Annotated in this window: 25 protein-coding genes and 1 pseudogene; 18 read left to right on the forward strand and 8 right to left on the reverse strand. The window is 75.1% G+C overall.

Features of this window, described 5'->3' with window-relative positions; genetic code table 11:
* Nucleotides 1-30 precede the first annotated feature (30 nt).
* From OF117_RS10845 to OF117_RS10860, 4 genes are all read left to right on the forward strand, one after another.
* The gene (locus OF117_RS10845; protein WP_263552848.1) at nucleotides 31-1,437 is read left to right on the forward strand and encodes an MFS transporter; all 1,407 of its coding nucleotides are present in this window, start codon (nucleotides 31-33) and stop codon (nucleotides 1,435-1,437) included.
* 75 nt (nucleotides 1,438-1,512) lie between these two features.
* On the forward strand, nucleotides 1,513-1,971 hold the full coding sequence (locus OF117_RS10850) for a universal stress protein (protein WP_263552849.1): 459 nt from the start codon (nucleotides 1,513-1,515) through the stop codon (nucleotides 1,969-1,971).
* Nucleotides 1,972-2,056: 85 nt separating this feature from the next.
* Nucleotides 2,057-3,358 carry a benzoate/H(+) symporter BenE family transporter gene (locus OF117_RS10855; protein WP_263552850.1) on the forward strand — a complete coding sequence of 434 codons (1,302 nt, stop codon included), beginning with the start codon at nucleotides 2,057-2,059 and terminating at the stop codon, nucleotides 3,356-3,358.
* 179 nt (nucleotides 3,359-3,537) lie between these two features.
* A complete protein-coding gene (locus OF117_RS10860) occupies nucleotides 3,538-3,735 on the forward strand; it encodes a hypothetical protein (protein ID WP_263553003.1) in 198 nt (65 codons plus the stop codon).
* Between the two features lie 113 nt (nucleotides 3,736-3,848).
* On the opposite strand, the pseudogene OF117_RS10865 reads toward OF117_RS10860, so the two are convergent.
* Together OF117_RS10865 and OF117_RS10870 are read right to left on the reverse strand one after the other, a co-directional pair.
* Nucleotides 3,849-3,950 (reverse strand): annotated as a pseudogene (locus OF117_RS10865) (type II toxin-antitoxin system PemK/MazF family toxin); the annotation flags it as partial.
* A complete protein-coding gene (locus OF117_RS10870; protein WP_263552851.1) occupies nucleotides 3,937-4,167 on the reverse strand; it encodes a ribbon-helix-helix domain-containing protein in 231 nt (76 codons plus the stop codon). The pseudogene OF117_RS10865 and the gene OF117_RS10870, both read right to left, overlap by 14 nt.
* 176 nt (nucleotides 4,168-4,343) lie before the next feature.
* Here OF117_RS10870 and OF117_RS10875 point away from each other — a divergent pair, with 176 nt between their 5' ends.
* From OF117_RS10875 to OF117_RS10905, 7 genes are all read left to right on the forward strand, one after another.
* Nucleotides 4,344-5,786: a tannase/feruloyl esterase family alpha/beta hydrolase gene (locus OF117_RS10875; protein ID WP_263552852.1), complete on the forward strand. Its 1,443-nt coding sequence runs from the start codon at nucleotides 4,344-4,346 to the stop codon at nucleotides 5,784-5,786.
* Between the two features lie 225 nt (nucleotides 5,787-6,011).
* On the forward strand, nucleotides 6,012-6,539 hold the full coding sequence (locus OF117_RS10880) for a DUF1772 domain-containing protein (protein WP_263552853.1): 528 nt from the start codon (nucleotides 6,012-6,014) through the stop codon (nucleotides 6,537-6,539).
* On the forward strand, nucleotides 6,536-7,147 hold the full coding sequence (locus tag OF117_RS10885) for a hypothetical protein (RefSeq protein WP_263552854.1): 612 nt from the start codon (nucleotides 6,536-6,538) through the stop codon (nucleotides 7,145-7,147). The genes OF117_RS10880 and OF117_RS10885 overlap by 4 nt, the downstream gene beginning before the upstream one ends.
* A gap of 150 nt (nucleotides 7,148-7,297) precedes the next feature.
* Nucleotides 7,298-8,200, forward strand: coding sequence for a hypothetical protein (locus tag OF117_RS10890; RefSeq protein WP_263552855.1), 903 nt, complete (start codon nucleotides 7,298-7,300; stop codon nucleotides 8,198-8,200).
* Between the two features lie 140 nt (nucleotides 8,201-8,340).
* On the forward strand, nucleotides 8,341-9,510 hold the full coding sequence (locus tag OF117_RS10895; RefSeq protein ID WP_263552856.1) for a sensor histidine kinase: 1,170 nt from the start codon (nucleotides 8,341-8,343) through the stop codon (nucleotides 9,508-9,510).
* On the forward strand, nucleotides 9,507-10,166 hold the full coding sequence (locus OF117_RS10900) for a response regulator (protein ID WP_263552857.1): 660 nt from the start codon (nucleotides 9,507-9,509) through the stop codon (nucleotides 10,164-10,166). The genes OF117_RS10895 and OF117_RS10900 overlap by 4 nt, the downstream gene beginning before the upstream one ends.
* Entirely contained in the window at nucleotides 10,163-11,326 is a 1,164-nt protein-coding gene (locus OF117_RS10905) for a hypothetical protein (RefSeq protein ID WP_263552858.1), read from the forward strand. Before OF117_RS10900 ends, OF117_RS10905 begins: the two co-directional genes overlap by 4 nt.
* A gap of 63 nt (nucleotides 11,327-11,389) precedes the next feature.
* Here the strand turns inward: OF117_RS10905 and OF117_RS10910 are convergent, their stop codons facing one another.
* From OF117_RS10910 to OF117_RS10920, 3 genes are all read right to left on the reverse strand, one after another.
* A complete protein-coding gene (locus OF117_RS10910) occupies nucleotides 11,390-12,208 on the reverse strand; it encodes a DUF899 domain-containing protein (RefSeq protein WP_263552859.1) in 819 nt (272 codons plus the stop codon).
* 168 nt (nucleotides 12,209-12,376) lie between these two features.
* A complete protein-coding gene (locus OF117_RS10915; RefSeq protein ID WP_263552860.1) occupies nucleotides 12,377-12,991 on the reverse strand; it encodes a maleylpyruvate isomerase N-terminal domain-containing protein in 615 nt (204 codons plus the stop codon).
* Between the two features lie 64 nt (nucleotides 12,992-13,055).
* Entirely contained in the window at nucleotides 13,056-13,973 is a 918-nt protein-coding gene (locus OF117_RS10920; protein ID WP_263552861.1) for an EamA family transporter, read from the reverse strand.
* 109 nt (nucleotides 13,974-14,082) lie between these two features.
* On the opposite strand from OF117_RS10920, the gene OF117_RS10925 reads away from it, so the two are divergent.
* Entirely contained in the window at nucleotides 14,083-14,982 is a 900-nt protein-coding gene (locus OF117_RS10925; RefSeq protein WP_263552862.1) for a LysR family transcriptional regulator, read from the forward strand.
* 505 nt (nucleotides 14,983-15,487) lie between these two features.
* Here the strand turns inward: OF117_RS10925 and OF117_RS10930 are convergent.
* The gene (locus tag OF117_RS10930; protein ID WP_263552863.1) at nucleotides 15,488-16,885 is read right to left on the reverse strand and encodes a sulfite oxidase; all 1,398 of its coding nucleotides are present in this window, start codon (nucleotides 16,883-16,885) and stop codon (nucleotides 15,488-15,490) included.
* Nucleotides 16,886-17,271: 386 nt separating this feature from the next.
* Here OF117_RS10930 and OF117_RS10935 point away from each other — a divergent pair, with 386 nt between their 5' ends.
* The gene (locus OF117_RS10935; RefSeq protein WP_263552864.1) at nucleotides 17,272-17,844 is read left to right on the forward strand and encodes a hypothetical protein; all 573 of its coding nucleotides are present in this window, start codon (nucleotides 17,272-17,274) and stop codon (nucleotides 17,842-17,844) included.
* A gap of 63 nt (nucleotides 17,845-17,907) precedes the next feature.
* On the opposite strand, the gene OF117_RS10940 is transcribed toward OF117_RS10935, so the two are convergent.
* Nucleotides 17,908-18,432, reverse strand: a complete 525-nt coding sequence (locus tag OF117_RS10940) for a MarR family winged helix-turn-helix transcriptional regulator (protein WP_263552865.1) — start codon at nucleotides 18,430-18,432, stop codon at nucleotides 17,908-17,910.
* A gap of 85 nt (nucleotides 18,433-18,517) precedes the next feature.
* On the opposite strand from OF117_RS10940, the gene OF117_RS10945 reads away from it, so the two are divergent.
* The 3 genes from OF117_RS10945 (at nucleotide 18,518) to OF117_RS10955 (ending at nucleotide 21,820) form a co-directional block, all read left to right on the forward strand.
* Complete coding sequence (locus OF117_RS10945) at nucleotides 18,518-19,240, forward strand: GTP cyclohydrolase II (RefSeq protein WP_263552866.1); 723 nt, start codon at nucleotides 18,518-18,520, stop codon at nucleotides 19,238-19,240.
* A 151-nt stretch (nucleotides 19,241-19,391) separates the two neighbouring features.
* Nucleotides 19,392-20,774 (forward strand): cytochrome ubiquinol oxidase subunit I, encoded by a 1,383-nt coding sequence (locus OF117_RS10950; RefSeq protein WP_263552867.1) that lies wholly within the window; start codon nucleotides 19,392-19,394, stop codon nucleotides 20,772-20,774.
* Nucleotides 20,771-21,820: a cytochrome d ubiquinol oxidase subunit II gene (locus tag OF117_RS10955; RefSeq protein WP_263552868.1), complete on the forward strand. Its 1,050-nt coding sequence runs from the start codon at nucleotides 20,771-20,773 to the stop codon at nucleotides 21,818-21,820. Before OF117_RS10950 ends, OF117_RS10955 begins: the two co-directional genes overlap by 4 nt.
* A 73-nt stretch (nucleotides 21,821-21,893) precedes the next feature.
* On the opposite strand, the gene OF117_RS10960 is transcribed toward OF117_RS10955, so the two are convergent.
* Entirely contained in the window at nucleotides 21,894-22,301 is a 408-nt protein-coding gene (locus OF117_RS10960) for a DUF1707 domain-containing protein (protein ID WP_263552869.1), read from the reverse strand.
* Nucleotides 22,302-22,524: 223 nt separating this feature from the next.
* On the opposite strand from OF117_RS10960, the gene OF117_RS10965 reads away from it, so the two are divergent.
* A complete protein-coding gene (locus OF117_RS10965) occupies nucleotides 22,525-23,259 on the forward strand; it encodes a PIG-L deacetylase family protein (RefSeq protein WP_263552870.1) in 735 nt (244 codons plus the stop codon).
* 92 nt (nucleotides 23,260-23,351) lie between these two features.
* Entirely contained in the window at nucleotides 23,352-24,515 is a 1,164-nt protein-coding gene (locus tag OF117_RS10970) for an MFS transporter (RefSeq protein WP_263552871.1), read from the forward strand.
* Nucleotides 24,516-24,568: the final 53 nt, after the last annotated feature.

Consider the following 24,568-nt stretch of genomic DNA (forward strand, 5'->3'; position numbering starts at 1 on the left):
GCTGCACCAGCTCGTGCCAGGAGGTCGGCAATGTCAACCGCCACCGCCAGCTCACCGGACGCCGTCACGGGGCCGACCCCGGAGCAGGAGGCCCGGCGCCGACGGACCGTGGCCTGGGTCGTCGCGCTGGCCACCCTCGGCCTCATCTTCGACGGGTACGACCTGGTGGTCTACGGCACCGTCGTCCCGCTGTTCCTCGCCGACGCCACCCAGATCGGGCAGGTCACACCCCCCGTGGCCGGGGCGCTGGGCAGCTACGCCCTGTTCGGCGTGCTGGTGGGGGCACTGCTCGCCGGCAGCGTCGCCGACATCGTCGGACGCCGGAAGGTCATGCTGACGGCGTACGCGTGGTTCAGCGTCGGCATGGGCGCCACCGCCGTGATGAGCAGCATCGGCGGGTTCGGCCTCATGCGGTTCGTCACCGGCATCGGCGTCGGGGCCCTGGTCGCGACCACCGGCGCCCTGGTGGCCGAGTACGCGCCGGCGGGGAAGAAGAACCTCGCCAACGCCATCACCTACTCGGGCGTGCCGATCGGGAGCCTGATGGCCGCGCTGTTGGCGATCCTGCTCCTGGAGCAGATCGGCTGGCGTGGCATGTTCTGGATCGGCGCGCTCCCCTTGCTGACACTTCTGCCGCTGGCCTTCTTCCTGATGCCCGAGTCGCCCAGCTGGCTCGCGTCCCGCGGTCGGCTGGAGGAGGCCCGGGAGGTGTCCGAGCGCACGGGCGTGCCGATCATCTCGGCGTCCGCCCCCGCGGCCGGCGACGCCACGGCGCCGGTCCGGCGCGAGCGGGCGGGCTTTGCGGGCCTGTTCGGGCGGCAGTACTGGTTTCCCACGCTGGTGCTGGGGCTCATGAGCGCGACCGGGTTGATCCTCGTCTACGTGTTGAACACCTGGTTGCCCGAGCTCATGGGCCGTGCCGGGTACTCGACGCAGGGATCGTTGTCCTTCCTCCTGGTGCTCAACGGCGGGGCGGTCGTCGCAGCCCTGGTGGCGTCCCGCCTCGCCGACAGGTTCGGGCCCAAGCCGGTGGTGGTCGCGTCGTTCGTGTGCGGGGCCGTCTCCCTGTCGCTGCTCACCCTGAACGCGCCGCTCGCGCTGCTCCTGCTCTTCGTCGCGGTGGTGGGTGCGGGGACGAGCGGCACCCAGATCTTGATCTACGGCTTCGTGGCCAACTACTACCGCACCAACGTGCGCAGCGCCGGCGTCGCCTGGTGCGCGGGGTTCGGGCGCCTCGGCGGCGTCGCGGGCCCCATGGTCGGCGGGCTCCTCGTGGCCGCGGGGCTCGGGCTGGAAGCCATCTTCTACGTGCTGACCGGGCTGGCGACCTTCGGTGCGCTCCTCACCCTGCTCGTTCCCGTGGCCCGGGGAGCCGCCGCGGCCAGGACCGTGCCGGTGGAGCCGACCGCACCGGCGCAGCAGTCCGCCGGGCGATGAGCACCGTTCGCGTCGAGCTGCTCCGCGGAGCGGGTGGTCCGTCCCGGACCTGTTCCTCCGAGGAGGCGAGCACCCATGTATGAGCGGATCCTCGTGGCGATCGATGCGCGTCCGACGGACGAGAACGCCTCCGCCATCCGGCGCACCGAGCAGATCGGCACCCTGACCGGGGCCACCGTGCACGTGCTCCACGTGGCGCGGGGGCACATCATCCCAGAGGACATCACCGGCGGATCGGCGCGCCTCGGGGTCTGGGCCGCCGAGGACGATCCCGAGGACGCCGACCGGGCCGCGGTGCAGCAGCTGGTCGACCGGCTCTGCGCTGCAGGCATCGACGCGCACGGCGAGATCGTGACCGCCACCGAGCACGACGCTGCCGACGTCATCCTGCGGCGGGCCGACGAGCTCGACGTGGACCTCCTCGTCCTCGGTCACCAGCACCACCGGGGATCCCGGACGGCCGAGCGCGTGATCCACAAGCACCCGCCGTACTCGATCCTGCTGGCCCGGCCACCCCAGGAGGAGCGGCGATAGCGGTTCCGCCGGTCGATCGCCCGAGCTCGACCCGCAGGCCCGTGCCTGGCCTCGACCGAGCGGCGACCGACCGGGAACGGAGCACATGAGACCTCAGCGCGCCGATGGGAACGCCCAGACCGCATCGGCGGTCCACGAGCACCTGTTCGAACGACCCGTCCGGCCCCTGCCGGGCCCGCGCCGCCTGCTGCGGGACGCAGGAGGTGTCCACGCCGCCAACGGCCTCATCGGACTGGTCTTCGCGGCCACCGGCCCGGTCGCGGTGATCCTGGCGGTGGGCGCACAGGGCGGGCTGTCCCAGGAGGAGCTGGCCTCGTGGATCTTCGGCGCCTTCTTCCTCAACGGCGTCCTCACGGTCGTGGCCTGCTGGCTCTACCGGCAGCCGTTGGCCTTCTTCTGGACGATCCCGGGCACCGTGCTCGTCGGACCCGCGCTGACGCACCTCGCCTGGGGCCAGGTGGTCGGGGCCTTCTTCCTCACGGGTGTGCTGGTCCTGCTCCTCGGACTGACCGGCTGGGTCCGGCGGGCCATGGCCGTCGTCCCGATGCCCATCGTGATGGCCATGGTCGCCGGTGTGTTCCTGCGCTTCGGCGTGGACCTCGTGCGTTCGCTGCGCGAGGACGTCGCGATCACCGCGCCGATGATCGTGACGTTCCTGGCGCTCAGTGCGCTCCCCGGGCTCGGGCGCCGCGTGCCCCCGGTCCTCGGGGCGCTGGCCGTCGGCGCGGTCGCCGTGGGGTTGTCGGGTCGGTTCCGACCCTCGGCGTCCGGGACCGAGTGGTTCGCCGCGCCGGTGGTGCAGGTGCCGCAGTGGTCGGTGCAGGCCGCGCTGGAACTCGTCGTCCCCCTGGCCATCACGGTGCTGGTGGTCCAGAACGGTCAGGGTGTCGCAGTGCTGCGCGCGGCCGGGCACGAGCCGCCGGTCAACACCGTCACCATCGCCTGCGGCGCGTGGTCGCTGCTGACCGCCACGGTCGGCACGGTGTCCACCTGTCTGACAGGTCCGACGAACGCGTTGCTGTCGGCATCCGGCGCGCGGTCCCGGCAGTACACCGCCGGCATCGTCTGCGGCCTGCTGGCGATGGTCTTCGGCCTCCTCGCGCCGCTGGTCACCGGCGTGATGCTGGCCACACCGGTCGCCTTCGTCGCCACTCTCGGCGGGCTGGCCATGCTGCGGGTCCTGCAGGCGGCCTTCGTCACGGCGTTCAGCACGCACTTCACCCTCGGGGCCCTCGTCACCTTCGTGGTGACCGTCTCCGACGTGTCGGCGTGGAACGTCGGCGCTCCGTTCTGGGGACTGCTCGCCGGGCTCGCCGTGTCCTGGTTGCTCGAGCGTCCGGACCACTCCGACCGGGGCTCCGTCGACCGCAGCGCTCCCGGCCGGTGAGGAGGACCGCGGCTCGACGCGCTCCCCGGCGACGGGTCGGCACGACGGCGGGGCACCGCTCCGCGACCGCCCGGCTCGGCTGCTGGCCGGGCGGGGTGACCTGCCCGGCGCGGAGGAGGCGTTCGAGGGCGCACGGGCGCGCCTGGTCCCACTGCCGCTGCCGTACGAGCGAGCGCGCTGTGGACTTCGCCCACGGCATCACGCTCCGCCGGGCGGGGCGTCGACGAGACGCCACCGCGCTGCTCACCGCGGCGCGCCAGGCCTTCGCCGCGCTGGGCGCGGAGGTCCACGTGGAGCGCTGCGACCGCGAGCTCAAGACGGGTAGCCCGACACCCCGGGGGGCCGACTCCGGTGCCGCCGCTCTCACCGAGCAGTAACGGACCGTCGCCGGCCTCGTCGCCACCGGCCTGAGCAACAAGGAGGTGGCGACGTCGATGCTGCTGTCCGGCACCACGGTGACGACTCTGCGGCCCAGGCGACTGGCGGCGGCGTTGGCGCGGTCGTTGCTGACGATGACGGCCGGTCGGCGCTTGGCGGCCTCGCTGCCGCGTACCGGCTCCAGGTCGGTCAACCGGATCTCACCGCGCAGCATCGGGGAGTCCGTCGCCGGCCGTCGTCTCCCAGGCTGCCTGCTCGCCGGAAGCCTCCCACTCCCGCCAGGCGGCGGCGTAGTCCTCCTCCAGACCGGCATGGCGGAGCAGTCGGATCGCGTGCCGCAGCGCCGCCGACCGCGAGCGCAGACCCGAGGCGCGGGTGTACTCGTCGAGCAGGACGACGTCTTCCTCCGACAGGCTGACGCTGGGCTTCACGCCGGCAATGCTCCTCCGGTAGCAATCGAGTGGTAGTAGAAGGGCGGGTTCGACCGAGCCCCTCCAGCCGTTGCCGAGGACACGGGGAGGCACCCGGGGCGGACGGGTGCCGGCGGCGTTGCCCGCGAGCCGGGCCAGCGGCCACCATCGGGGAACCCGCGTCCCAGGGAGCTCCGATGCCCGCTTGGCACCGTCCACCCACCCGCCTCGCCGCGTGGGGCGCCGCTGCGGTTCTCGGGCTGCAGGCCGCGTCGGCCGGTCCGCCGCGCGGCGGCCGCGGACCCGGTGACGGTGCGGTGCACCGGCGGTCCACTCCGGACGACGCGGTGCACGTCCCGGGCGCGGAGCGAACCGACACCGCGTGCCTGCCGGACCTCACGACCGCCGGGCTGCTGCAGGCACCTGCGGGTCGGTTCACCGACCAGACGGACTGGCTCCCCCTCCACGCGCCCGGCGCCTGCAACCCGACCGGCGTGCCCGGGCTGCAGGTCGACGGCTGCTTCCCGGACACCTCCACCTCCAACGCCACCCACGGCTGGGACCACGACAGCCAGTTCGTGCTGCGTATCCCGGACACCTGGAACGGCGGCCTGGTCCTGACCGGCGCGCCGGGCGTCCGCAAGCAGTACGCCTGCGACTTCCTCGTCTCCGACTTCGTCCTGGCGCGGGGCTTCGCCTACGCGTCCACGGACAAGGGCAACACCGGCCCGGACTTCTACCGCGACGGCGAACGGCCGGGCGACGCGGTGGCCGAGTGGCACGAGCGGGTGACCCAGCTCGCGATCGCCGCGCGGGACGCGCTGCGCGACCACTTCGGCTCCTCGCCGCAGCGCACCTACCTGGCCGGCATCAGCAACGGCGGCTACCTGGTGCGCTGGCAGCTGGAGAACCGCCCCGAGCTCTACGACGGCGGCGTCGACTGGGAGGGGACCCTGTTCACGCCCGACGGGCCCAACCTGTTCACCTACCTGCCGACGGCCGTGCGCTACACCCTCGGCCAGGCCACCGCCGCGGACATGCACGCCGCCGGCTTCGCCCACGGCTCCGAGCCGCTGTGGCCCTTCCACCAGAGCTTCTACTGGGGGGTGACGCAGAAGACCTACCGGGCGGAGTTCGACCCGGCGTACGACCCGGCCTGCCCCGGGGCGACGGCGGGCACGAGCCTGCCGGAGATCCTGGCGCCGTGCCCGAGCGACGCCGCCTACGACGCGTGGTTCGCCGATCCGCGCTCCCGGCCGGTGCACGAGGCGCTGGCCCGGATCAGCCTGTCCGGCGCGATCGGCAAGCCGCTGCTCACCCTCCACGGCACCCTGGACACCCTGCTCCCGATCGGCCTCCACGGCGACGTCTACGCCCGGATGATCGCCGATGCGCAGCGGGGTGGGCTGCACCGGTACTACCGCATCGAGGGCGGCAACCACGTCGACAGCCTGATGCACCTGGACCCCGAGCGCCTGCGTCCGATGCTGCCCTGCTTCCGGACCGCCTTCGACGCCCTGACCGCCTGGGTGGAGGACGGGGAGGAACCGCCGGCCAGCGCGACCGTCCCGCGCCCGGTGGGCAACGGCGCGACCGACCCGGAGTTGCTGAACTCCTGCTCGCTGCGCTCCGGGGGCTGACCGCCGGGGCGGCCTGCCGCAGTTCGCCGGCGACGGGCCTCACGGCCGGCCGATCGCGTCGCACGTCGACGCCGGCGTCCGTGCTGACGCCCATCCGTCGTACGTCGAGGAGCGACGCCGGTCTCGCCGGCAGGCGGCAGACCCGAGGGGACGGCGGACCTAGCGTCGCTGGGCGACGGCGCCCCGCCCGGGCGTCGCGTCGATCAGCGGAAGGACCCCACCGAGATGGCCCGCACGAGACTCACCACGGCGGCGCTCGTCGTCCTCGTGTGGACGGCGATGCTGTCCTTCGGCGGCGTGGCCGCCGAGACCGTGGTGCTCTACCCGAACATCTTCGACGATCCGCCGGCGTCGCTGGACCGGGCCCGGGAGTTCCTCGTGGCGGGCAGTCCCCATGACTACTTCCCGCCGCTGGGTGCCTCGGTCGTGCTGAGCAGCCTCGCCGCGGTGGTGCTGACGTGGCGGGAGCCGCGGCTGCGGTGGTGGGTGGTCGGCGCGGCGGCGGTGTTCGTCGCCTGCGAGTTCCTGTTCTCGGTGGCGTTCTTCTGGCCGCGCAACGCGGTGATGTTCGTCGACCCGGTCGGCACCCACTCCGCGGAGTACCTGCGTCAGGTTGCCGAGGAGTTCGTCGCCGGCCACCGGGTGCGCCTTGCCGGTGGCGGGGTGACCGCGGCCCTGGCGTTCACCGCGCTGCTGCGCTGGGTCCGCGTCACCGCTCCCGCCCCGGCCGAGCACGTGGAGGCCGGCCGATGAGCACCGCCCGCCGTTCGCTGGGGTTCTCCTGGCCGGTCCTCGTCGGGCTCGCCGCCCTCGCGGCCCCACGGGTCGTCCTGCACGACCTGGGCGTCATCGAGGAGGGGAGCGTCGTCAACGGGTTGTTCGTCTTCGTCCCGCCGGTCTGCTGGATCGCCGTCGTGCTGTGGAAGCGGCCACCGCGCCCGTTCGCCACGGTGGTGGTGATCGGCGTGCTCTACGGCGTGTTCCTGGCGGTCGGGCACCAGGTGCTGTGGGCCGCCGCCTTCGCCGGGGACCCGCCGGTCCTGGGTGGGAACCTCGCTGGGATCGATCCCGCCACGCAGGAGGTGGTCCTCCGCACGGCCGCGGTCCTGTCCAGCCTGGTCACCGGCGCCCTCGTCGGAGTCGTCACCGCCGTCGTCACGACGGCGCTCCGGCGGGCGCTCCGTCGCCTCGTGCCCACGCGGTGGGGCACGTCGTTGCGTCCGGCGCGAGCCACCCATCCGCCGACGGTGGGTCGCGCGTCGCCGGAGGCCGCGGAGGGGCGGGCGACCCGGTCGGTGGACACGACCGGGATCGGCAGGAGGGCCAACGGCTCGTCGTGCGCACCCGTTCCGCACGGGTGAGCGCGATCGCGACCATCCCGGGGCAGACGAACACCGCCGCACCCGGCGGGAGCCGAATGGAGGTCCAGCGGCCGCAGCACGCCCTTCCGGGTCGGCGCCGGCGCGGGCAGCCTTCCCCTGGTGCGGACCGGCCGGAGGGGGGGAGCAGCGGTGCCCGTGACCGAGTACGACGTCGGCCCCGGCGCCTACGGGGTGGCCGTCGGAGCGGACGGCGTCGTGTGGACGACCCTGGTCGAGCGCGGCGAGCTGGCCCGGCTCGCTCCCGACGGTCGCGTCACCAGGATCCGCGTGGACGGCGACGACAGCCGGCCGATGGTGCCGACCATCGGGCCCGATGGCGCGGTGTGGTTCAGCCGGGGCGACGGCCGGATCGGACGCGTCGACGCGTCCGGGACGGTCTCCTCGGTCCCCGTGCTCACGCCGGCGGGAGCTCCGTACGGGCTCTGCGTCGGTCCCGATCGGGCCCTCTGGTACACCCTGCTGTCCGCGGACCGGATCGGTCGGCTCGCCCTCGACGGGACGACCGACGAGTTCCCGCTGGCCCCGGGTGGGATGCCGTCCATGATCACCGCCGGGCCGGACGGCGCGCTGTGGTTCACCCTCAACCGCGCCGACGCCATCGGCCGGATAGCACCCGGCGGGGACGTCACCACCCGTCCGCTGCCCACGCCCGGCGCGGCACCGGTCGGCATCCACGCCGGTCCGAGCGCCGTCTGGTTCGCCGAGATCGGCGCCGGCCGGATCGGACGCGTCGATCCGGACGGGACGATCGAGGAGTTCCCCCTTCCCGACCCCGCGAGCCGGCCGCACGCGGTCGCCGCGACCGACGACGGGGGGTGCTGGGCGACGCTGTGGGCCAGCAGCTCCGCCGTGCGGCTCGACCGGCACGGCCGGGTCGTCGACGACGTGGTCTTCCGGCCGGGGGCCGAGCCGCACGGCTTGGCCGTCGCGGCCGACGGGTCGCTGTGGGTCGCGCTCGAGGCGGGCTCGCTCGTGCGCGTCACCCGTGCGGCGGATCCCCCCACGGTCCCGGAGCAGCGGGCCCACGCGTGACGACACGGACCGGAGGCGCACCGGCCGCGGACGGTCCCCGCCCCTCGTCCCGGGCCGACGGGCGTCGTCGCCTCCAGGCGACCCGGTCGGTCGACCCGGAGGGGATGTCCGACCGGCGGCAGTGTTCCTAGGCTGGCGGCGTGTCCACCGCCAGGGACGCGCCGGCCGGCGGGGTGGACCGGCGGCTCACCGACCTGCTGCTGGCCACCGCCCAGACGCTGGGGGTGGCGCTGGTCATCGCCGCCGACCTGCAGGGGACCGGCCGCGCGACGGCCGGCGCCTACCTGTTCGCCGTCGGCTTCGGTGTCCTCGTGCTGGCCGCCCGATGGGCGCCCGCGACGGTGCTGGCGCTGACCGTGCTGGCGATCTTCGCCTACTACGCGCTCGACCTCCCACCGATCGGCATCGCGCTGCCCGCCGTGGCCGCGCTCTACCGGGCGGCCGACGTCGGTGCCCTCCGCGCGGCGGTGGGGGCCGGTGCGGTGCTGGTCGCGGTCGCCGGCTGGGCCCGGGTCGCCGAAGGGCTGCCGACCACCTACCTGCTCAGCTACGAGCTGCTCACCAACGTGGCGCTCGTCGCCGCGGCGATCGCGCTCGGGGTCAGCGTGCGCGCCCGGCGGGAGACCCGCTCCTCCCAGGAGCGGCTCCGCGAGCTGACAGCGGCCGAGCACGCCCGGGAGGCCGAGCGCCGGCTGCAGGCCGAGCGGGTCCGCCTGGCCCGGGACCTGCACGACTCGGTGGGGCACGCGATGTCGGTCATCGCGCTGCACAGCAACGTGGCCGCCGAGGCCATCGGTCGCGACGACGGTGCCGCCCGGCGCGCGGTCGAGCAGATCGGTGCCGCGACGTCGGCCCAGCTGCGCGAGCTGCGGGCCACCGTCAAGCTGCTGCGCTCGCCGGCGGTCGACGTCGAACGCGGAGCCGTGGGGCTGGCCGGTCTGCACCGGTTGGCCGAGGGCGCCCGCGAGGCCGGTGTCGCGGTCGACCTGGACGTCGACGTGGCCGACGGCTGCCTGGACGGGGCGATCGAGGCGGCCGCCTACCGGATCGTGCAGGAGTCGCTGACCAACGTGCTCCGGCACTCGGGCGCCACGCACGCCGCGGTCACCGCCGGCATCCGCGGGGACCGGCTGGAGCTGGTCGTCGTCGACGACGGTGCGGGTACGTGTCCCGACGACGACCAGGGCAGCGGCTCCGGGCTCGTCGGCATGCGGGAACGGGCCGCCATGCTGGGCGGGCAGGTGACCGCCGGCCGCGGCGACGGCGGCTTCGTGGTCCGTGCCGCGCTGCCGACGAGGCTCGACACGTGATCGGCATCGTGCTCGTCGACGACCAGGAGCTCGTCCGCACCGGGCTGCGGGCCCTGGCCGAGCGCGACGGCGACATCGCCGTGGTGGGGGAGGCGGGCACCGGCCGGTCGGGGCTCTCCCGGGTCCGGGAGCTGCACCCGGACGTCGTCCTGATGGACATCCGGATGCCGGACATGGACGGCCTGCAGGCGACTCGAGAGATCGTCGCCGATCCCCGGCTGGACGACGTCCGGGTGCTGGTGCTCACGACGTTCGACGAGGACGAGCACGTGTTCGAGGCGATCCGCGCCGGCGCCGCGGGTTACCTGCTCAAGGACGTCTCACCGACCGACCTGCGGCAGGCGATCCGCGTGGTGGCCGACGGAGGGTCGTTGCTGGCGCCGTCGGTGACGCGCACCGTCATGCGGACGCTGGCCGACCGGCTGCGCACAACGGTGGACGACCGGCCGCTGCGCGAGCTGACCGAACGCGAACGGGAGGTGCTCGCCCTCGTCGGTCGGGGCCTGTCCAACGAGGAGATCGCGCGGGAGCTGTTCCTCTCCCCTGCGACGGCGCGCACCTACGTCTCCCGGTTGCTGGCCAAGCTCGGCGCCCGGGACCGCGCCCGCCTGGTGGTGCTCGCCTACGAGACCGGCCTCGTGGTCCCCGGGTCGTGAGCGGAGCCTGGTCGACCGTGGCGGAGCGGATGCTGGTCAACTTCTTCTACGCCCAGCCGGTCGGGCATGCCGTGGAGGCCCTGCACTACTGCCACGGGCACGCGGTGGCCGTCCCCGGGCGGGAGGTCTCGCTGGCCCTGAACGCGGCATCGGCCCCCGAACTGGCCGGCCTCTGCCCGTTCGTCACCGCCGCGCACGCGATCGACCACCCCTTCCTGGAGCCGTGCGCGGACTCGCTGTCCCGGTTGGGCGCCGTGCCCCGCGACTGGGACTGGATCGTCGACGACGGCCGGAGGCACCAGCCGTTCCAGCTCGAGATGTTCCCCGGCATGCGCGACTACTACGCGGCCTCCGACGTCCACCTCCGGGGCCGCCGCGGCCGCTCGGTGACCGGAGCGCAGCGGGCCGGCTACCTGCCGCACCAGCCGCTGCGCTTCGTGCTGCCCCCGGCCGCCCGCGCCGCCGCGGCCGCGCGGCTCGAAACCGGCCTCCCGGTGAGCGGGCGGATCGCGCTGCTGCCCGCCGGGTCGAGCGATCCCTCGCTCTACCCGTCACCCGGCTCGTGGCAGCTGGTCCTCGACGCGCTGACCGACGCCCTGCCCGGCGTCCAGATGGTGCTGGTCGGCCGCACGGCGCGCGACGAGCGGACGAGCACCGCCCTGGGGCCGGACGGCCTGCGGCGTTTGCTGGCGCACCGGTCGGCCCCGGTCGACTGCGTCGACGTGCCGCTGGTCGAGCAGCTGGCGGTGGTCGAGGCCTGCGACGTCTTCCTCGCCCCGCACACCGGCTTCGGCCTGGCGGCGCTCGCCGTCGGCACGCCGTGGCTGTCCCTGTCGGGCGGGCGCTGGTTCGAGTACTACTTCAACCACGTGCCGTTCCGCTCGATCCTGCCCGACCCGGACCGCTATCCGAGCTTCAGCCAGTTCGACCCGGCGGTCACCGCCCCGGACGGCGACGAGGGGCCGCGGACACCGAGCATGAGCCGCGCCCGCATCCGCGACGACCTCGACCGGATCGTGGCCGCCGCGGGAGAGCTGCTGGCCGGCTCGCTGAGCTACGACCAGGCGCTGCGCGACTACTTCCCGGCCCTGCGTGCCGCCCACCACGGCGATCCGACGGCGATCTGGTCGATCGACTCGGTCCACCTGGACCACCTCTGACTCTCGGTCCACCTGGACCACCTCCGACAGAGCGTCTGCGCCGACGCCGTCGACGGGGGCGCGTCAGTGGTGGTGGCCGTGCCGGCCGAGGGTCTCCACGGGGGTCGCGCCGGGGCGGGTCCACTGCGGCACGGGGCGGCTGGTCGGCCCCCAGGTGGCGTTCCCGTCGGCGTCCGAGCGCCAGTACCAGCAGATCGGCGCGCCGTGCCCGCCGACCGGCGCTTCGGTGACCCGGGGGGCCTCGGGCCAGCCCCCGGGGACGTCCTCCCACGCCTCGCGGCGGCCGTAGGGCGTCATGTCGAGCAGGCCGAGGGAGCCGTTGGCCGGCTCGTTGCCACGGCCCGTCGTGGCGTAGGTCAGGAACACGCGGTCGCCGTCGCGCAGGAAGCAGGTGAGGGAACCCATGTCGTCGCCGACCGGCGCGTCCACGTCGCGCACCGAGTACCAGGGTTGGGTGTAGCCCATGAATTCGACGTAGGAGGCCACGTCGTCCCACCGGCCCGTGGTCAGGATGGCGAACGACACGCCGCGGGCGTTGAGGTAGACGGCGTCCCTCAGGTGCCAGGCCGTGGTGGTGCAGCCCTCGCACTGCCCCTGGTGCGGCGCGCCGTCGTACCACATGTGCTTGTAGACCACGAGCTCGTCGCGGCCCTGGAACAGGTCCAGGAACGGGACCGGGCCGTCGGGTCCGACGACCTCGACCGTCCCGTCGAACTCCACCATCGGCAGCCGGCGGCGGGCCGCGGCGAGGGCGTCGCCCTCGCGCGTGTGGGCCTTCTCGCGGACCAGGAGCTCGTCCCGGGCGGTCTGCCAGGTGGCCAGGTCGACGACGGGCGGGCGGCCGGGCAGCGCGGTGATCGGGTGGTCCGGCGTGGTCGTCATGGTGTCCTCCGGGTGCCTCGCGGTGTCCTCCGGGTGCCTCGCGCCGGGCGGCGTCGTCCGACGTCCGACCACGGTCACCGGAACGGACCGGCGACCCGGCCGGAACTCATCGCGACCGGGGGCGCCTGCGGTCGGGCCGGCCCCGGGGGCCGGCTCGCTCCAGCCGCGTCAGAGCACCGAGAAGCCGGCCGGCAGGCCCGGACGGCCGGTCGCGGCGAGCAGCAGCGGTCCGGCGCGGCCATCGGTGACGGCGAGCTCGGTGATGATCCGCAGCGCCTGGGCCGCGGACGTCGCCGGGACGTCCAGGGGGACCTGCAGTGCGGTGGCGAGGTCGGACGTGTGGACGGCGAGCTCGAAGGAGCGCGTCGGCAGGTAGTCCGCCAGCCGCATGCCGCCCGCGATCGTGGTGACCAGTTCGGTGCCGTCGCAGCCGTCCAGGCGGGCGAGCACGCGGTCGGCGATGTCCGCGACGGCGGCTGCGGGATCGGCGCCCAGCGCGGCGCCTGCGTCGCGTCCGCGCGCCGCGACGGCCGGGCCGGCGGCGATCGCCCGCGTGGCGCGGACGTACTCGGCGGGGGAGGGGATCTCGACGGTGGCCGCGGGTTGGCCGAGGTAGTTCTCGACGGTCAGCAGCGATCGGCTGGTGTGCCCGACCAGCGCGCGGACGTCCCACTCGCCGAGGCCGGGGCGGTCCCACCGGTCCCCGACGAGGGCCGCCGTGCGGACGAACCACCGGGCGCCGTCGGTGAACGCTCGACGCGAGTCGGCCCACGAGAACGTCATGCCCGCGAGGCTAGACACGCCGCCGTGGCCGCCGGCCGGCCGCCTCCGGCGCAGGGGGTGCGGTTCACGGTCCGACCGCCGCCGCCGCCGGCGAGCGGGCGGCCCCGATGCTGGCGACGACGACCAGGGCGACCGCCAGCAGCTGGAGCGGGGTCAGCAGCTGTCCGAGGACGAGCAACCCGGCCAGTGCCGCCGCGGCCGGCTCCAGGCTCATGAGCACGCCGAACACCCGGCTGGCCAGCGCCCGCAGCGCGGTGAGCTCCAGCGCGTAGGGCACCACCGACGACAGCAGGGCCACCGCCAGGCCGACCAGCAGCACGTCGGGGGCCGCCAGCGCCGGCCCGGCCGAGGCCAGGCCGATGGGCAGCACGAGGACGGCGGCCAGCGCGCTCGCCAGGGCCAGCCCGTCGAGGCCCGGGAACCGGCGCCCGGTCCGGGCCGACAGCAGGATGTAGCCGGCCCAGCACACGCCCGCGCCGAGGGCGAAGGCGACCCCGACCGGGTCCAGCCCGGTCAGCGAGCCGTAACCCAGCAGCAGCACGCCCGTCGCCGCCATCAGCACCCAGCCGACGTGCCGGAGCCTCCGCGACAGCACCGCGGCCAGCCCGAGCGGCCCCAGGAACTCGACGGTGACCGCCGCGCCGATCGGCATCCGGGCCAGCGCCTCGTAGAACAACGCGTTCATGGCGGCCAGCGAGACGCCGAAGGCGCCCACGACGGCCCAGTCGGCCCGCGAGTGGCCCCGCCAGCGGGGGCGCACCAGCAGCAGGAGCACCAGGGCGGCCCCGCCCAGCCGCAGGGTCACCATGCCGGCCGGGCCGGCCCGGTCGAACATCGTCGCGGCCAGCGCGCCGCCGAACTGGACCGACAGGATGCCGCCGAGCACCATGCCGACCGCACCGCCCCGCCCGGGCGCCGACCAGCGGCTGGCAGCAGGTGCACGGGTGCCGGCGGAGCCGGTGGCCGGTGGCGAGGTGCTCATGGCGGGAGGCGGTCCCCGGGGACGCAGCGGGTGGGTGGTCACCCCGACGCTAGGCACCGACCGGCCGTCGAGGGAAATGCCGATCCGCCGGGATCTATGCTCTCCGGGCATGGAGCTCGAGCTCCGCCACGTCCGGGCCTTCCTGGCCATCGCCGAGGAGCCGACCATCACCCGGGCCGCGGCCCGGCTGCACATCACCCAGCCCGCCCTGTCGCGGACCCTGCGCCGGCTCGAGGAGGAACTCGGGACGGTGCTGGTGGAGCGCTCGACCCGGTCGCTGCGGCTGACGCCCACCGGCGAGGCCTTCCGCGACCGCTGCCGGGCCGTCCTCGCCGCCGTCGACGACGCCCTGGCGGTGGCGGCCCCGCTGCGCCCGCTGCGGCTGGGGCACGCCTGGGCCGCGGCCGGCGAGCACACCACGGAGCTTCTCCGCGCGTGGTCGCGGGCCCATCCGGACCGCCCGCTGCAGGTGGTCCGGGTCACCGACCGCACCGCCGGGCTCGCCGGGGGTGCGGTCGACGTCGCGCTGCTCCGCGGCCCCGTCGACGACCCTGGTCTGCACGTCCGGATGCTGCGCGAGGAACCGCGCGTCGCCGCCGTGGCAGCCGACGGTCGGCTGGCCGACCGGGACGAGGTGACCCTGGCCGACCTGGCGGAGGAGCCCGTCGTCCTCAACCGGCAGTACGGGACGACGACACTGCAGCTCTGGCCGGCCGGGGGACGGCCCGCCCGCACCGTCGACGTCCTCGACACCGAGGAGTGGCTGACCGCCATCGCCATGGGCCGGGGGGTCGGCGTGACCCCGGTGTCCACCGCCTTCTTCCACAACCGGCCGGACGTGCACTACGTGCCTGTCCGGGACGCACCTCCCGTGCCACTGGTCCTCGCCTGGCGCACGTCGTCGGCCCACCCCGCGCTGCCCGACTTCCTCCGGCTGGCCGCCGACACGCTCGCCACCGACCCCGGGCGCGCGCACGAGCTCGGGAGGCATGCCCCGGCGGCGCCCTGAGCGGCCGTCGGCCGAAGGCAGGGCTCCACGCCGATCCAGCCCGTGGCTCGCACCCTCGGCCACGCCGTGTCGTGCTGGCGTCGCGTGGTCGCTCCCGTGCGCCGCTGCCGCCGTGCCACCCGTCGACCCGCTGACGATGGGGTCCAGCGCCCGGTCGTTCGGCCGCCACCGGGAGGTGGCCGACGCCCTCGGCCGGGCCTTCGTCCTCCGTCTGGGGTTGGGAGGCAGACCAGGCGCCGTCGCGGCGGCGGGCACGATGCCGCGCCGGGCACGATGCCGCGCCAGGTGCGGGCGACGGCCACCGCGGCGACCCGGTCCCGCGCGATCGGCTCCCGCGGCCAGCCGCTCGTAGCCGTCCGCGACGGAGTCGTAGGAGCCCACCCCCCGGGCGCGCCCGTACCAGCGGTACCGGCGGGGAGGCGGGTGCCCCGTCCGGGCCGCCTGCCCGCCGGTCGTGCAGCGACGTCGTGGTGATCAGCGACGTCGTGGTGATCAGCCGCCCTCCCTATCGCGCGGTGACGAGCACCTCCTGGATCGCGTTGTTGCCGTATCCCAGGCGGTTCCACTCCGGTCGTTCGGGCTGTGACCGCCCGGCGAGGTCGGTGGCCCGCGCCCGCAGGCTCACCGCCCCGGTCGCCTCCAGACGGGTGCGGAGCTCCCACCACTGCCAGCTGTGCCGGCGGCGCTCGCCCACCAGCCGGGCCTCCTGCCACGGTCGGGCGTCGATGCTCACCTCGACCCGGTCGATCGCGGCCGCCCCCGACCAGGCCACTCCCCGGACGGTGAGCTCGCCGGGGTCGACCTCGTCGTCCGGGGCCGGGTCGGTGATCAGGGCGCGGACCCGCTGGAGGGTCACCGGCTCCGACCGCGGCCGGTCCGCACCGTTCCACTCGTAGCGGTACTTCTCGGTCTGGAAGTACCCCTCGAACGGGCGGTCGGTCAGCTCGATCTCCGTCAGCCACTTGACCGACGCCACGCCGTACCAGTCGGGCACCACCAGGCGCACCGGGTAGCCGTGCCGGCGCGGGATCGGCTCGCCGTTCATGGCGTAGGCGAGCAGGACCCCCGCCTCCCGGACGACGTCCAGCGCGAGGCTCCGCTCGAAGCGGATCGGGTCGGCGCGGCCGTCCACCGTGCCGTGGTCCGCGCCGCGGAACACCACCTCCCGCGCTCCTGTACCCACGCCGACGCGGTCGAGGACCTCGGCCAGCGGGACGCCGGTCCACTCCGCGGTGCTCACCGCGCCGTGCCGCCACTGCTCGCCGGGCACCGCGGGGTCGAGCAGGAACCGGCCGTTGCCGGCGCACTCCATCGTGACGACCGTGCTCTGCGAGCGGTACGCGCGCAGCTCACCGAGCGTCAGACGCAGCGGCCGCTCGACCCGCCCCACGACCTCGAGCCGCCACGCCGACGGGTCGAGCAGCGGGATCTGGAAGTGGTTGCGCACGTAGAAGTGGGCATTCGGCATGACCACGCCGCCCAGGAGCGCCGGGATCGAGGTCTCCCCGTTGAGCGGGTGCGCCCGGTGCACGACCAGCCCGGCCTCCATGGCGTCCTGGCAGACCTCCTCGGGGTCCGCGGCGGGCGTGCCCGGGTCGGTCACGGGCAGCGCGGCGCACCCTCCGCTCGCCACGACCCCGGCGCAGGTCGAGGCCGGGAGCACCTCGACCGTGCCGGCGCGGGCGAACGGCTCGAGGAAGTGTCGGACCCGGTCCTCGGCGTCGGCGGAGACGATCATGTAGAGCGCGTGCGCACCCTGCGCGACGGCTTCTCCGTGGATGTCGATGCCGTGGCGTCTCGTGTTCACCCGGCTCAGGTGGTTGAGCAGCAGGGCGCCCATCGCGGGGTCGGTGGCGGGGCAGTGGTCCGCGCGGTGTTCGTGGCGGACGATGAACAGTCCCATGGGGGTCTCCTCGGTCAGCCCGCCCATGCTCCCAGGGGCCGCGTTCCCTGACCGATCCCCGAGGCGGAGCGGGCGGACCGGGGGACGCCCGGCCGGGGGCTTCCCATCCACGGTGACGTGCACGCGCTCGTGCTGACCGCTCACGCGCGACGAGCTTCGACAGGTGCGCCTTGGCGTCGGCCAGGGACGACGTCGTCATGGCCCGGAGCACGACCAGATGCCTGCCTGGGCGTCCCGCGTCGTCCACTCCGGGCGCCAGCGGAGGTCTGCTCCCCGCGCCGCGGTTCACACCGACGTCCCGGCCGGTTCCCAGCTCCGCCCCAGGAACAGCCCCGAGGCTCCTCCCCAGCGGCCGGAGGTCCCGGTCGCCGGCGAAGGAGTGACCCGTGCGCAAGAAGCTCATCATCGGCGTGACCGCCGGTGCCCTCACCCTCGGCGGGCTGGCCGTGGCGGTGCCGGCGGTGGCCGCCTCGGACACCGGTGCGGATGCCGCGGCGTCGGCCGTCGAACGGATCCGGAACGCGCTCGACGGCCTGGTCTCCGACGGCACGTTGACCGAGGAGCAGGCCGACCGGGTCGCCACCACGCTTCGCGACGCGGGCCTCGGTGGGCACGGCGGTGGCCACCGCGGCGGCTTCCCGCTGGCGACCGCGGCCGAGGCGCTCGAGATGACCGAGGACGAGCTGCGCACCGCCCTGGAACCGGAGGGCACCACGCTGGCCGACGTCGCCGAGGCCCAGGGCGTCCCGCTGGAGACGCTGGTCGGGGCGCTGGTCGCCGCGGCGGAGGAGCGGGTCGCGCAGGCCGTCGAGGACGGGCGACTCACCCAGGAGGAGGCCGATCAGCGGGTGGCCGACCTCGAGGAGCGCATCACCGACCGGATGACCAGCGCCCTCCCGGACCGTCCCGCGGATGGCCGGGGCGGACCGGGCGGCCGGGGCGACGCCGGCGGGAACTGACCTCCGCACGGCCGCGCGGCGCCGTCGTCCGACGGGCGACGGCGCCGCCGCGCGCCGGCCGGGTCAGGCCCGGGTACCCCCCGATGTCGCCGCCGGGACGTCGGGTCCGGTGGGAGTGCGCGCGGTCAGGTTCCCGTCCGGGTCCAGCCGCCGCAGCAGCGCCTCGCCGATCCCGGCCAGCTGGCCGATCTGCTCGGGGGAGAGCGCGTCGATCACATACCTGCGGACGGTCGCCACGTGCCCCGGCGCGGTGTCCAGGATCTTGCGCCACCCGCCGTCGGTGAGGCGGGCGTTGGTGGCGCGGGCGTCCTCGGGGCAGGGGAAGCGCTCGACCAGCCCGCGCTCCTCGAGCCGGCGGACGACGTGCGACAGGCGGGGGAGCGTGGCATTGGTCCGCGCCGCCAGCGCCGTCATGCGCAGCGTCCGGACCGGCGCCTCGGACAGCATGGCGAGCACGTAGTACTCGTAGTGGGTCAGCACCGCGTCCCGGCGCAGCTGGCCGTCCAGGACGCCGGGCAGCAGCTCGACCACGGCGATCAGCCGGACCCACGCGGCCCGTTCGTCGTCGGTCAGCCACTCCACGCCCACGGCACGAGTGTCGCAGACAAATGGTTGACGCGACAACGATCCCCCCGTACCGTCCAGTTGTCGCTACAACCATCGAGGGGCCCCCATGACCTCCTGTCGCACGGTCCACCCGGCTCCGGTCGGACGAGCGGTCGACAACGGGCCGGGCACCGCCCCCGCCGTCCGGCGGGGGGTGCCGGCGGCGGTGCGCACCCGGGTGACCGTTCCGCTGCGCTTCCCCGACGGGTACGCCACCACGGCCGACGTCCTCACCTTCACCGGCCTGGCCGACGGGCGGGAGCACCTGCTGGTCGGGCTGGGCGACTGGCGGGGCGCGCTCGGCCGCGCGGCGGCAGGGGGCGCCGCCCCGCTGGTGCGGCCGCACAGCGAGTGCCTCACCGGCGACGTGTTCGGCTCGCAGCGCTGCGACTGCGGCCCGCAGCTGCGCGAGGCGGCCGAGCGGATCACCGAGGCCGGCGGGTTCCTGCTGTACCTGCGGCAGGAGGGCCGGGGCATCGGCCTCTACGCCAAGCTCGACGCCTATGCGCTGCAGGACGCCGGTCTCGACACCTACCAGGCCAACCGGGCGCTGGGCCATGGCGAGGACGAACGCGACTACACCGCCGCGGCGCAGATGCTGCACGCCGTCGGCGTCGACCGCATCCGGCTGCTGAGCAACAACCCGGACAAGGCCGCGCAGCTCGGGTTGCTCGGCGTCGCGATCACCGAGCGGGTGCCCACGGGCGTGCACCTGTCGGAGGCCAACGCCCGCTACCTGACCGCCAAGCGCGACCACACCGCCCACGTCCTCGACCTGCCCGCGGCCTGAGGCCGAGGCTCCGTCCACCGCACGGGCCGCCCGTCGACCGGAGCCGGCCCGACCGCGTCAGGGATCGCCGGCACCGTCACCGCCGCAGCCGTTGCGCGCACCCGGGGCCGCCCCCGATCCTGCAGTCACCGGTCCGTGAGGGGGGAGCCGCGTGGACCCCATCGTGCTCGCCGACGCGGCGGAGAACCTCTACCCGGCGCGGATGCAGATGGCGCTGTCCCTGGGCTGGCACATCGTCTTCGCCTGTTTCGGGATCGCCTTCCCGCTGATCACCGTCGTCAGCGAGTGGCTGGGCCACCGCCGCGGCGACGGCACGCTGACCGACCTCGCCCACACCTGGGCGAAGGCCATGGGCGTGCTCTTCGCGGCGGGCGCGGTGTCCGGGACGCTGCTGTCCTTCGAGATGGGCATCCTCTGGCCGGGGCTGATGGACCGCTTCGGGGAGGTGTTCGGCTTCCCCTTCGTGCTCGAGGGCTTCGCCTTCTTCATCGAGGCGATCTTCGTGGGCGTCTACCTCTTCGGCTGGAACCGGCTGTCCCCGCGTGCGCACATGCTCAGCGCGGTCCCGATGATCGTCTCGGGGATGGCCGGCGCCTTCTTCGTCGTGGCGGCCAACGCCTGGATGAACAACCCGACCGGGTTCCGCCTGGACGCGGACGGCCGGGTGGTCGACGCCCAGCCGTGGGCGGCGATGTTCGGGCCGTCGACCTGGCCGCAGGTGGTGCACATGCTGCTGGCGGCGTACATGGTCACCGGCTTCACGGTGGCCTCCGTGTACGCCGTCGGGATGCTGCGCGGACGCCGTGACCGCCGGCACCGGGCCGGCCTGCTGGTGCCGCTGGCGTTCGCGGCCGCGCTCACGCCGGTGCAGATCGGTGTGGGCGACTGGATCGCCAACACCGTGGCCGACAACCAGCCGGTCAAGCTGGCCGCGATGGAGGCGCAGTACGAGACGACCGCGGGCGCCCCCCTGTCGCTCGGTGGCATCTACCAGGACGACGAGCTGCGCTGGGCGCTGGAGATCCCGAACGGGCTGTCCCTGCTCATCCACCACGACCCCGACGGCGTCGTGCCCGGCCTCGAGGAGGTCCCGCCCGACGAGCGGCCGCCGGTCAACGTCGTCCACCTGGCCTACAACGCGATGGTCGGTCTCGGCTCCGCGCTGCTGCTGCTGGCCGTCGTGTCCGGCTGGACGTGGTGGCGGCGCCGGGACATCCCGCGGACGCCGTGGTTCCTGCGCGCGGTCGCGGTCTCGGGGATCGCCGCGATCGTGGCCATGGAGGCCGGCTGGGTCACGACGGAGGTCGGCCGCCAGCCCTGGATCGTCCACGGCCTCCTGCGCACCGCCGACGCGGTCAGCCCGGCGTCGGGGCTGTACCTGGGCCTCTACGGCGTGGTGGCGGTGTACGCCGTGCTCACCGTGCTCACCGCGATCGTGCTCCGGCGGCTGGCCCGGAGTCCCGACACACCCGCCCCGCAGGAGGCGGACGCCGGCACCCCCGACCGCGCCGCCGGCGAGGTGGCCGTCCGATGACCCTCGCGGAGGTGCTGCTCAGCTGCATGTTCGTCGGGCTGGTCGCCTACGGCCTGTTCGCCGGGGCCGACTTCGGCGCCGGGATCTGGGACCTGCTGGCCGGCGGCACGCGCCGCGGTGCCCGGCAGCGCCAGCTCATCGAGCACACCATCGCGCCGGTCTGGGAGGCCAACCACGTCTGGCTGATCTTCGTCCTCGTCGTCCTCTGGACGGCGTTCTCCGGGGCGTTCGCCGCGATCGTGACCACCCTGTACATCCCGCTCACCCTCGCCGCCTTCGGCATGATCGCGCGGGGGGCGGCATTCGCCTTCCGCAAGAGCATCACGACGCTCCCGATGCGCCGCTTCCTCGGCGCCGCCTTCGCCCTGTCGTCGCTGGTGACCCCGTACTTCCTCGGCAGCGTCGTCGGCGCCGTCGCGTCGGGCCGGGTCCCGCCCGGCATCGCCGCGGGCGACGTGCTGACCAGCTGGCTCAACCCGACCTCCGCGCTGGGCGGGGTGCTCGCCGTCCTGGTGTGCGCCTACCTCGCCGCGGTGTTCCTCGGCGCGGACGCGCGCCGCGAGGGGGCCGACGACCTCGCCGAGCAGTTCCGCACCCGTGCCCTGGGGACGGCGGCGGCAACGGGTGCGCTGGGCATCGCCGGCCTCTTCGTCCTCCGCGCCGACGCGCCGCTGCTCTTCGACGGCCTCACCGGCCGGGGACTGCCGCTGGTGGTCCTGTCGGTCGTCGCCGGCCTCGTCGCGCTCGTGTTCCTGTGGCGCCGGCGGTTCCTGCCGGCGCGGGCGGCCTCGGCGCTCGCCGTGACCGCGATCCTGCTGGGCTGGGCGGCCGCGCAGTACCCCTACGTCCTCCTGCCCGAGCTGACCATCGAGGAGGCCGCCCGCGGCCGGGCCACGCTGGTCGCCATGCTGGTCGCCCTGGCCGTCGGGGCGCTGGTGCTCGTGCCGGCGCTGGCCTACCTCTACGCGCTGTTCCAGCGGTCACCCGGCGGCGAGGTCCGCGAGGGCCCGACAAGTGCACCCGGGCCGCGCGCCGGCGCGACCTGACACCGGTCGGGAGCCGTCGGCACGCCCCCGGCGGTACGCGCGGCCGTCGGCACCGGCCGCACCCCGGCCGCCGTCAGTCCAACGCGTCGACGAACGCGGAGCCGACGACGACGGCCAGGAAGGTCAGGAGCAGCACGACCGCGACCCGACCCGCCCGCAGGCGCTCACCCCCGTCACCGCCGAGCGACGACCGCAGCTGCGCGACGGTCAGCGCGGCCAGCGCGCCCCACCCCGGCGGCGACGGCGAGGACGGCGCCGGTGGGAGGTCGGCCGTCAGCGGGCGCAGGTCCCGGCGGTGGACGGCGGCGAAGGCGGCGGCCATCCGCTGGTCCGCCTCGTCCGTGCCGAGCAGCCCGCGGGCGACGGCGTCCTGCAGGACCCGGACCGTCTCCGCGCGTTCGGTGTCCGACGCCCGCAGGGGCGGATGGATGCGGGATGGGTCGGACGGGGACGGATCGTCCCAGTCGGCCGAGGAGGTCATCCCTGCTCCTCTCCGTCGTCAGGGGCGCACCCGGGAAGCGCCGTGCTCGCGAACCGTGCGCAGCATCGTGCCCCACGACGTGCCCGGGCGGGCGGCTCGGCGCCGCGGTTCCGCGGACGGTCCCGGGACGGGCCGGGCGCCGAGGGGGAGGGGCGGCTCGGGCACCCTGTCGCTGACCGCCCGCCCCAGGGCCACCCGCACAGCCTGCACCCGGAGGACGACCGTGCCCGGAACGACCGACGACATCCCGCGCAGGCTCCTCGTGATCGCCGCACACGCCGGCGACTTCGTCTGGCGGTCCGGGGGCGCCATCGCCACCGCGGTCGCCGCCGGCGGCGAGGCCCGCGTCGTCGCGCTCTCCTACGGCGAACGCGGCGAGTCCGGGGAGCTGTGGAAGGTCGCCGGGCAGACGGTGGAGGCGGTGAAGGAGGTCCGGCACGCGGAGGCGACCAGTGCGGCGGGGATCCTCGGCGCGTCGTTCGACTGCCTCGACCTGGGCGACTACCCGCTCCGGTTCGGTGAGGAGGTCGTCGACCGGCTGCGCGACGTCGTCCTCGACTTCGCGCCGCACGTGCTGCTCACCCACACCGAGCGCGACCCGTTCAATCCCGACCACCCGGTCGCGCACGCCGCCGTCGTGCGCGCCCGGCTGCTCGCCACCGGTGCCGGCGTGGCCGGCGCCTTCCCGACCGTCCCGCCGTCCGCGCTCTTCTTCTTCGAGCCGCACCAGCCGGAGCGGTGCGGCTTCCTGCCGGACACCTTCCTGGACATCACGCCGGTGGTCGACCGCAAGATCGCCGCGATGGCGGCCTTCGCGTCGCAGTCGTACATGGGCACGCACTACGCGCAGCGGGCCGAGCACCGCGCCTGGCACGCCCGCTACGCCAACGGCGACGCGTCGGTGCGGCACGCCGAGGCGTTCCAGCGCGCCGTGCCGGCCGTCGTCCGGCAGCTCTGAGCCCGCGGCGGACCACGGTGGGACGGCGCGTCGCCCGGCCCGGCACCGGCGCCCGTCGTGCGTGCCGGTGGAGCGGTCACTAGGGTCTGCCGGTGGCGTGGCGGCGGGCGGTGTTCGCGTTGTTCGCCGTCGCAGCCGGCACCAACGTGCCGACCCCGCTGCTGCTGGTCTACCAGGACCGGCTCGACCTCTCGCCCGAGGTGCTCACGGCGCTGTTCGGCAGTTACGCGGCCGGGCTGGTGCCCGCGCTCTTCCTCGCCGGCCCGCTGTCCGACCGCTTCGGCCGGCGCCGCGTCGCCCTCCCGGGGATCCTCCTCTCGGCCGCGGTGTCGCTGGCTTTCGCCGCGGCCGGCGACGCGCTCGCGCTCCTCTTCGTCGCCCGGTTCGTGCAGGGCGTCGTCAGCGGTGCCGTCTTCGGCGTGGTCAGCGCGTGGGTGGGGGAGCTGTCCCACGCCTCCGGCGAGGGTGCCGGTGGTCGGCGCGCGGCCTTCGCGATGACCGCCGGGTTCTCGCTCGGGCCGCTCACCAGCGGGCTGCTCGGCCAGTACGCCCCGGCCCCGACGGTGCTGCCCTACCTCGTGCACGTCGTCCTGGCGCTGGCCGGCCTGGCGGCCGCGGCGGGGCTGCCCGAGACCGTCGCCGTCGCCTCGCGCGGCGGCGGCGACCACGGTGGTCCCGAGTTCCCGCCGGCACCGCTCGTCCGGCCCGGGGACGGCTGGCTGGCGGCGACCGTCCTGGCGCCCGTGGCGGTCTGCGTCTACGCCTTCCCCAGCACGATGATCTCGGCGGTGCCGCTGCTGGTCGAGCTGCCCGCCGCCGGTGTGGCCGTCACCGGCGTGCTCGCCGGGGGCACGCTGGGCGCGGGCACGCTGGTCGCCGGGCTGCAGCGCCGGCTCGGGCCGTGGACCGCCGTCGTGGCCGCGGCGTCGGGCGCCGTCGGCTTCACCGCCGCCGCGACCTACGCCCTCACGACCGCGCTGCCGTGGCTCTTCCTGGCCGCGGTCGCCCTCGGGTCGGGCGGCGGGCTGGCGCTGGCCGCCGGCCTCACGCTGACCGCCCGGCTGTCCGCGCCCACCCGCCGTGGCGAGCTCACCTCGCTCTTCCTGGCGTGCGCCTACCTGGGCTTCGCCGCGCCGTTCCTCGCCGCGGTGACCGCGCGGGCCAGCGCGCCCGCGGTGCCGCTCGTCGCGGGCGCCGTCCTGACCGGGCTGCTCGCCGTGCGGCTGCTGCCGGTGGCCCGGACCGGGCGGGCGTAGGCCGCGCCGGCCGGCGCACGCAGAACGGCGCCCCCTCCCGCCGGGGGAGGGGG

The sequence above is a fragment of the Geodermatophilus sp. YIM 151500 genome (assembly GCF_025716945.1).
In the GTDB taxonomy this organism is placed as follows: domain Bacteria; phylum Actinomycetota; class Actinomycetes; order Mycobacteriales; family Geodermatophilaceae; genus YIM-151500.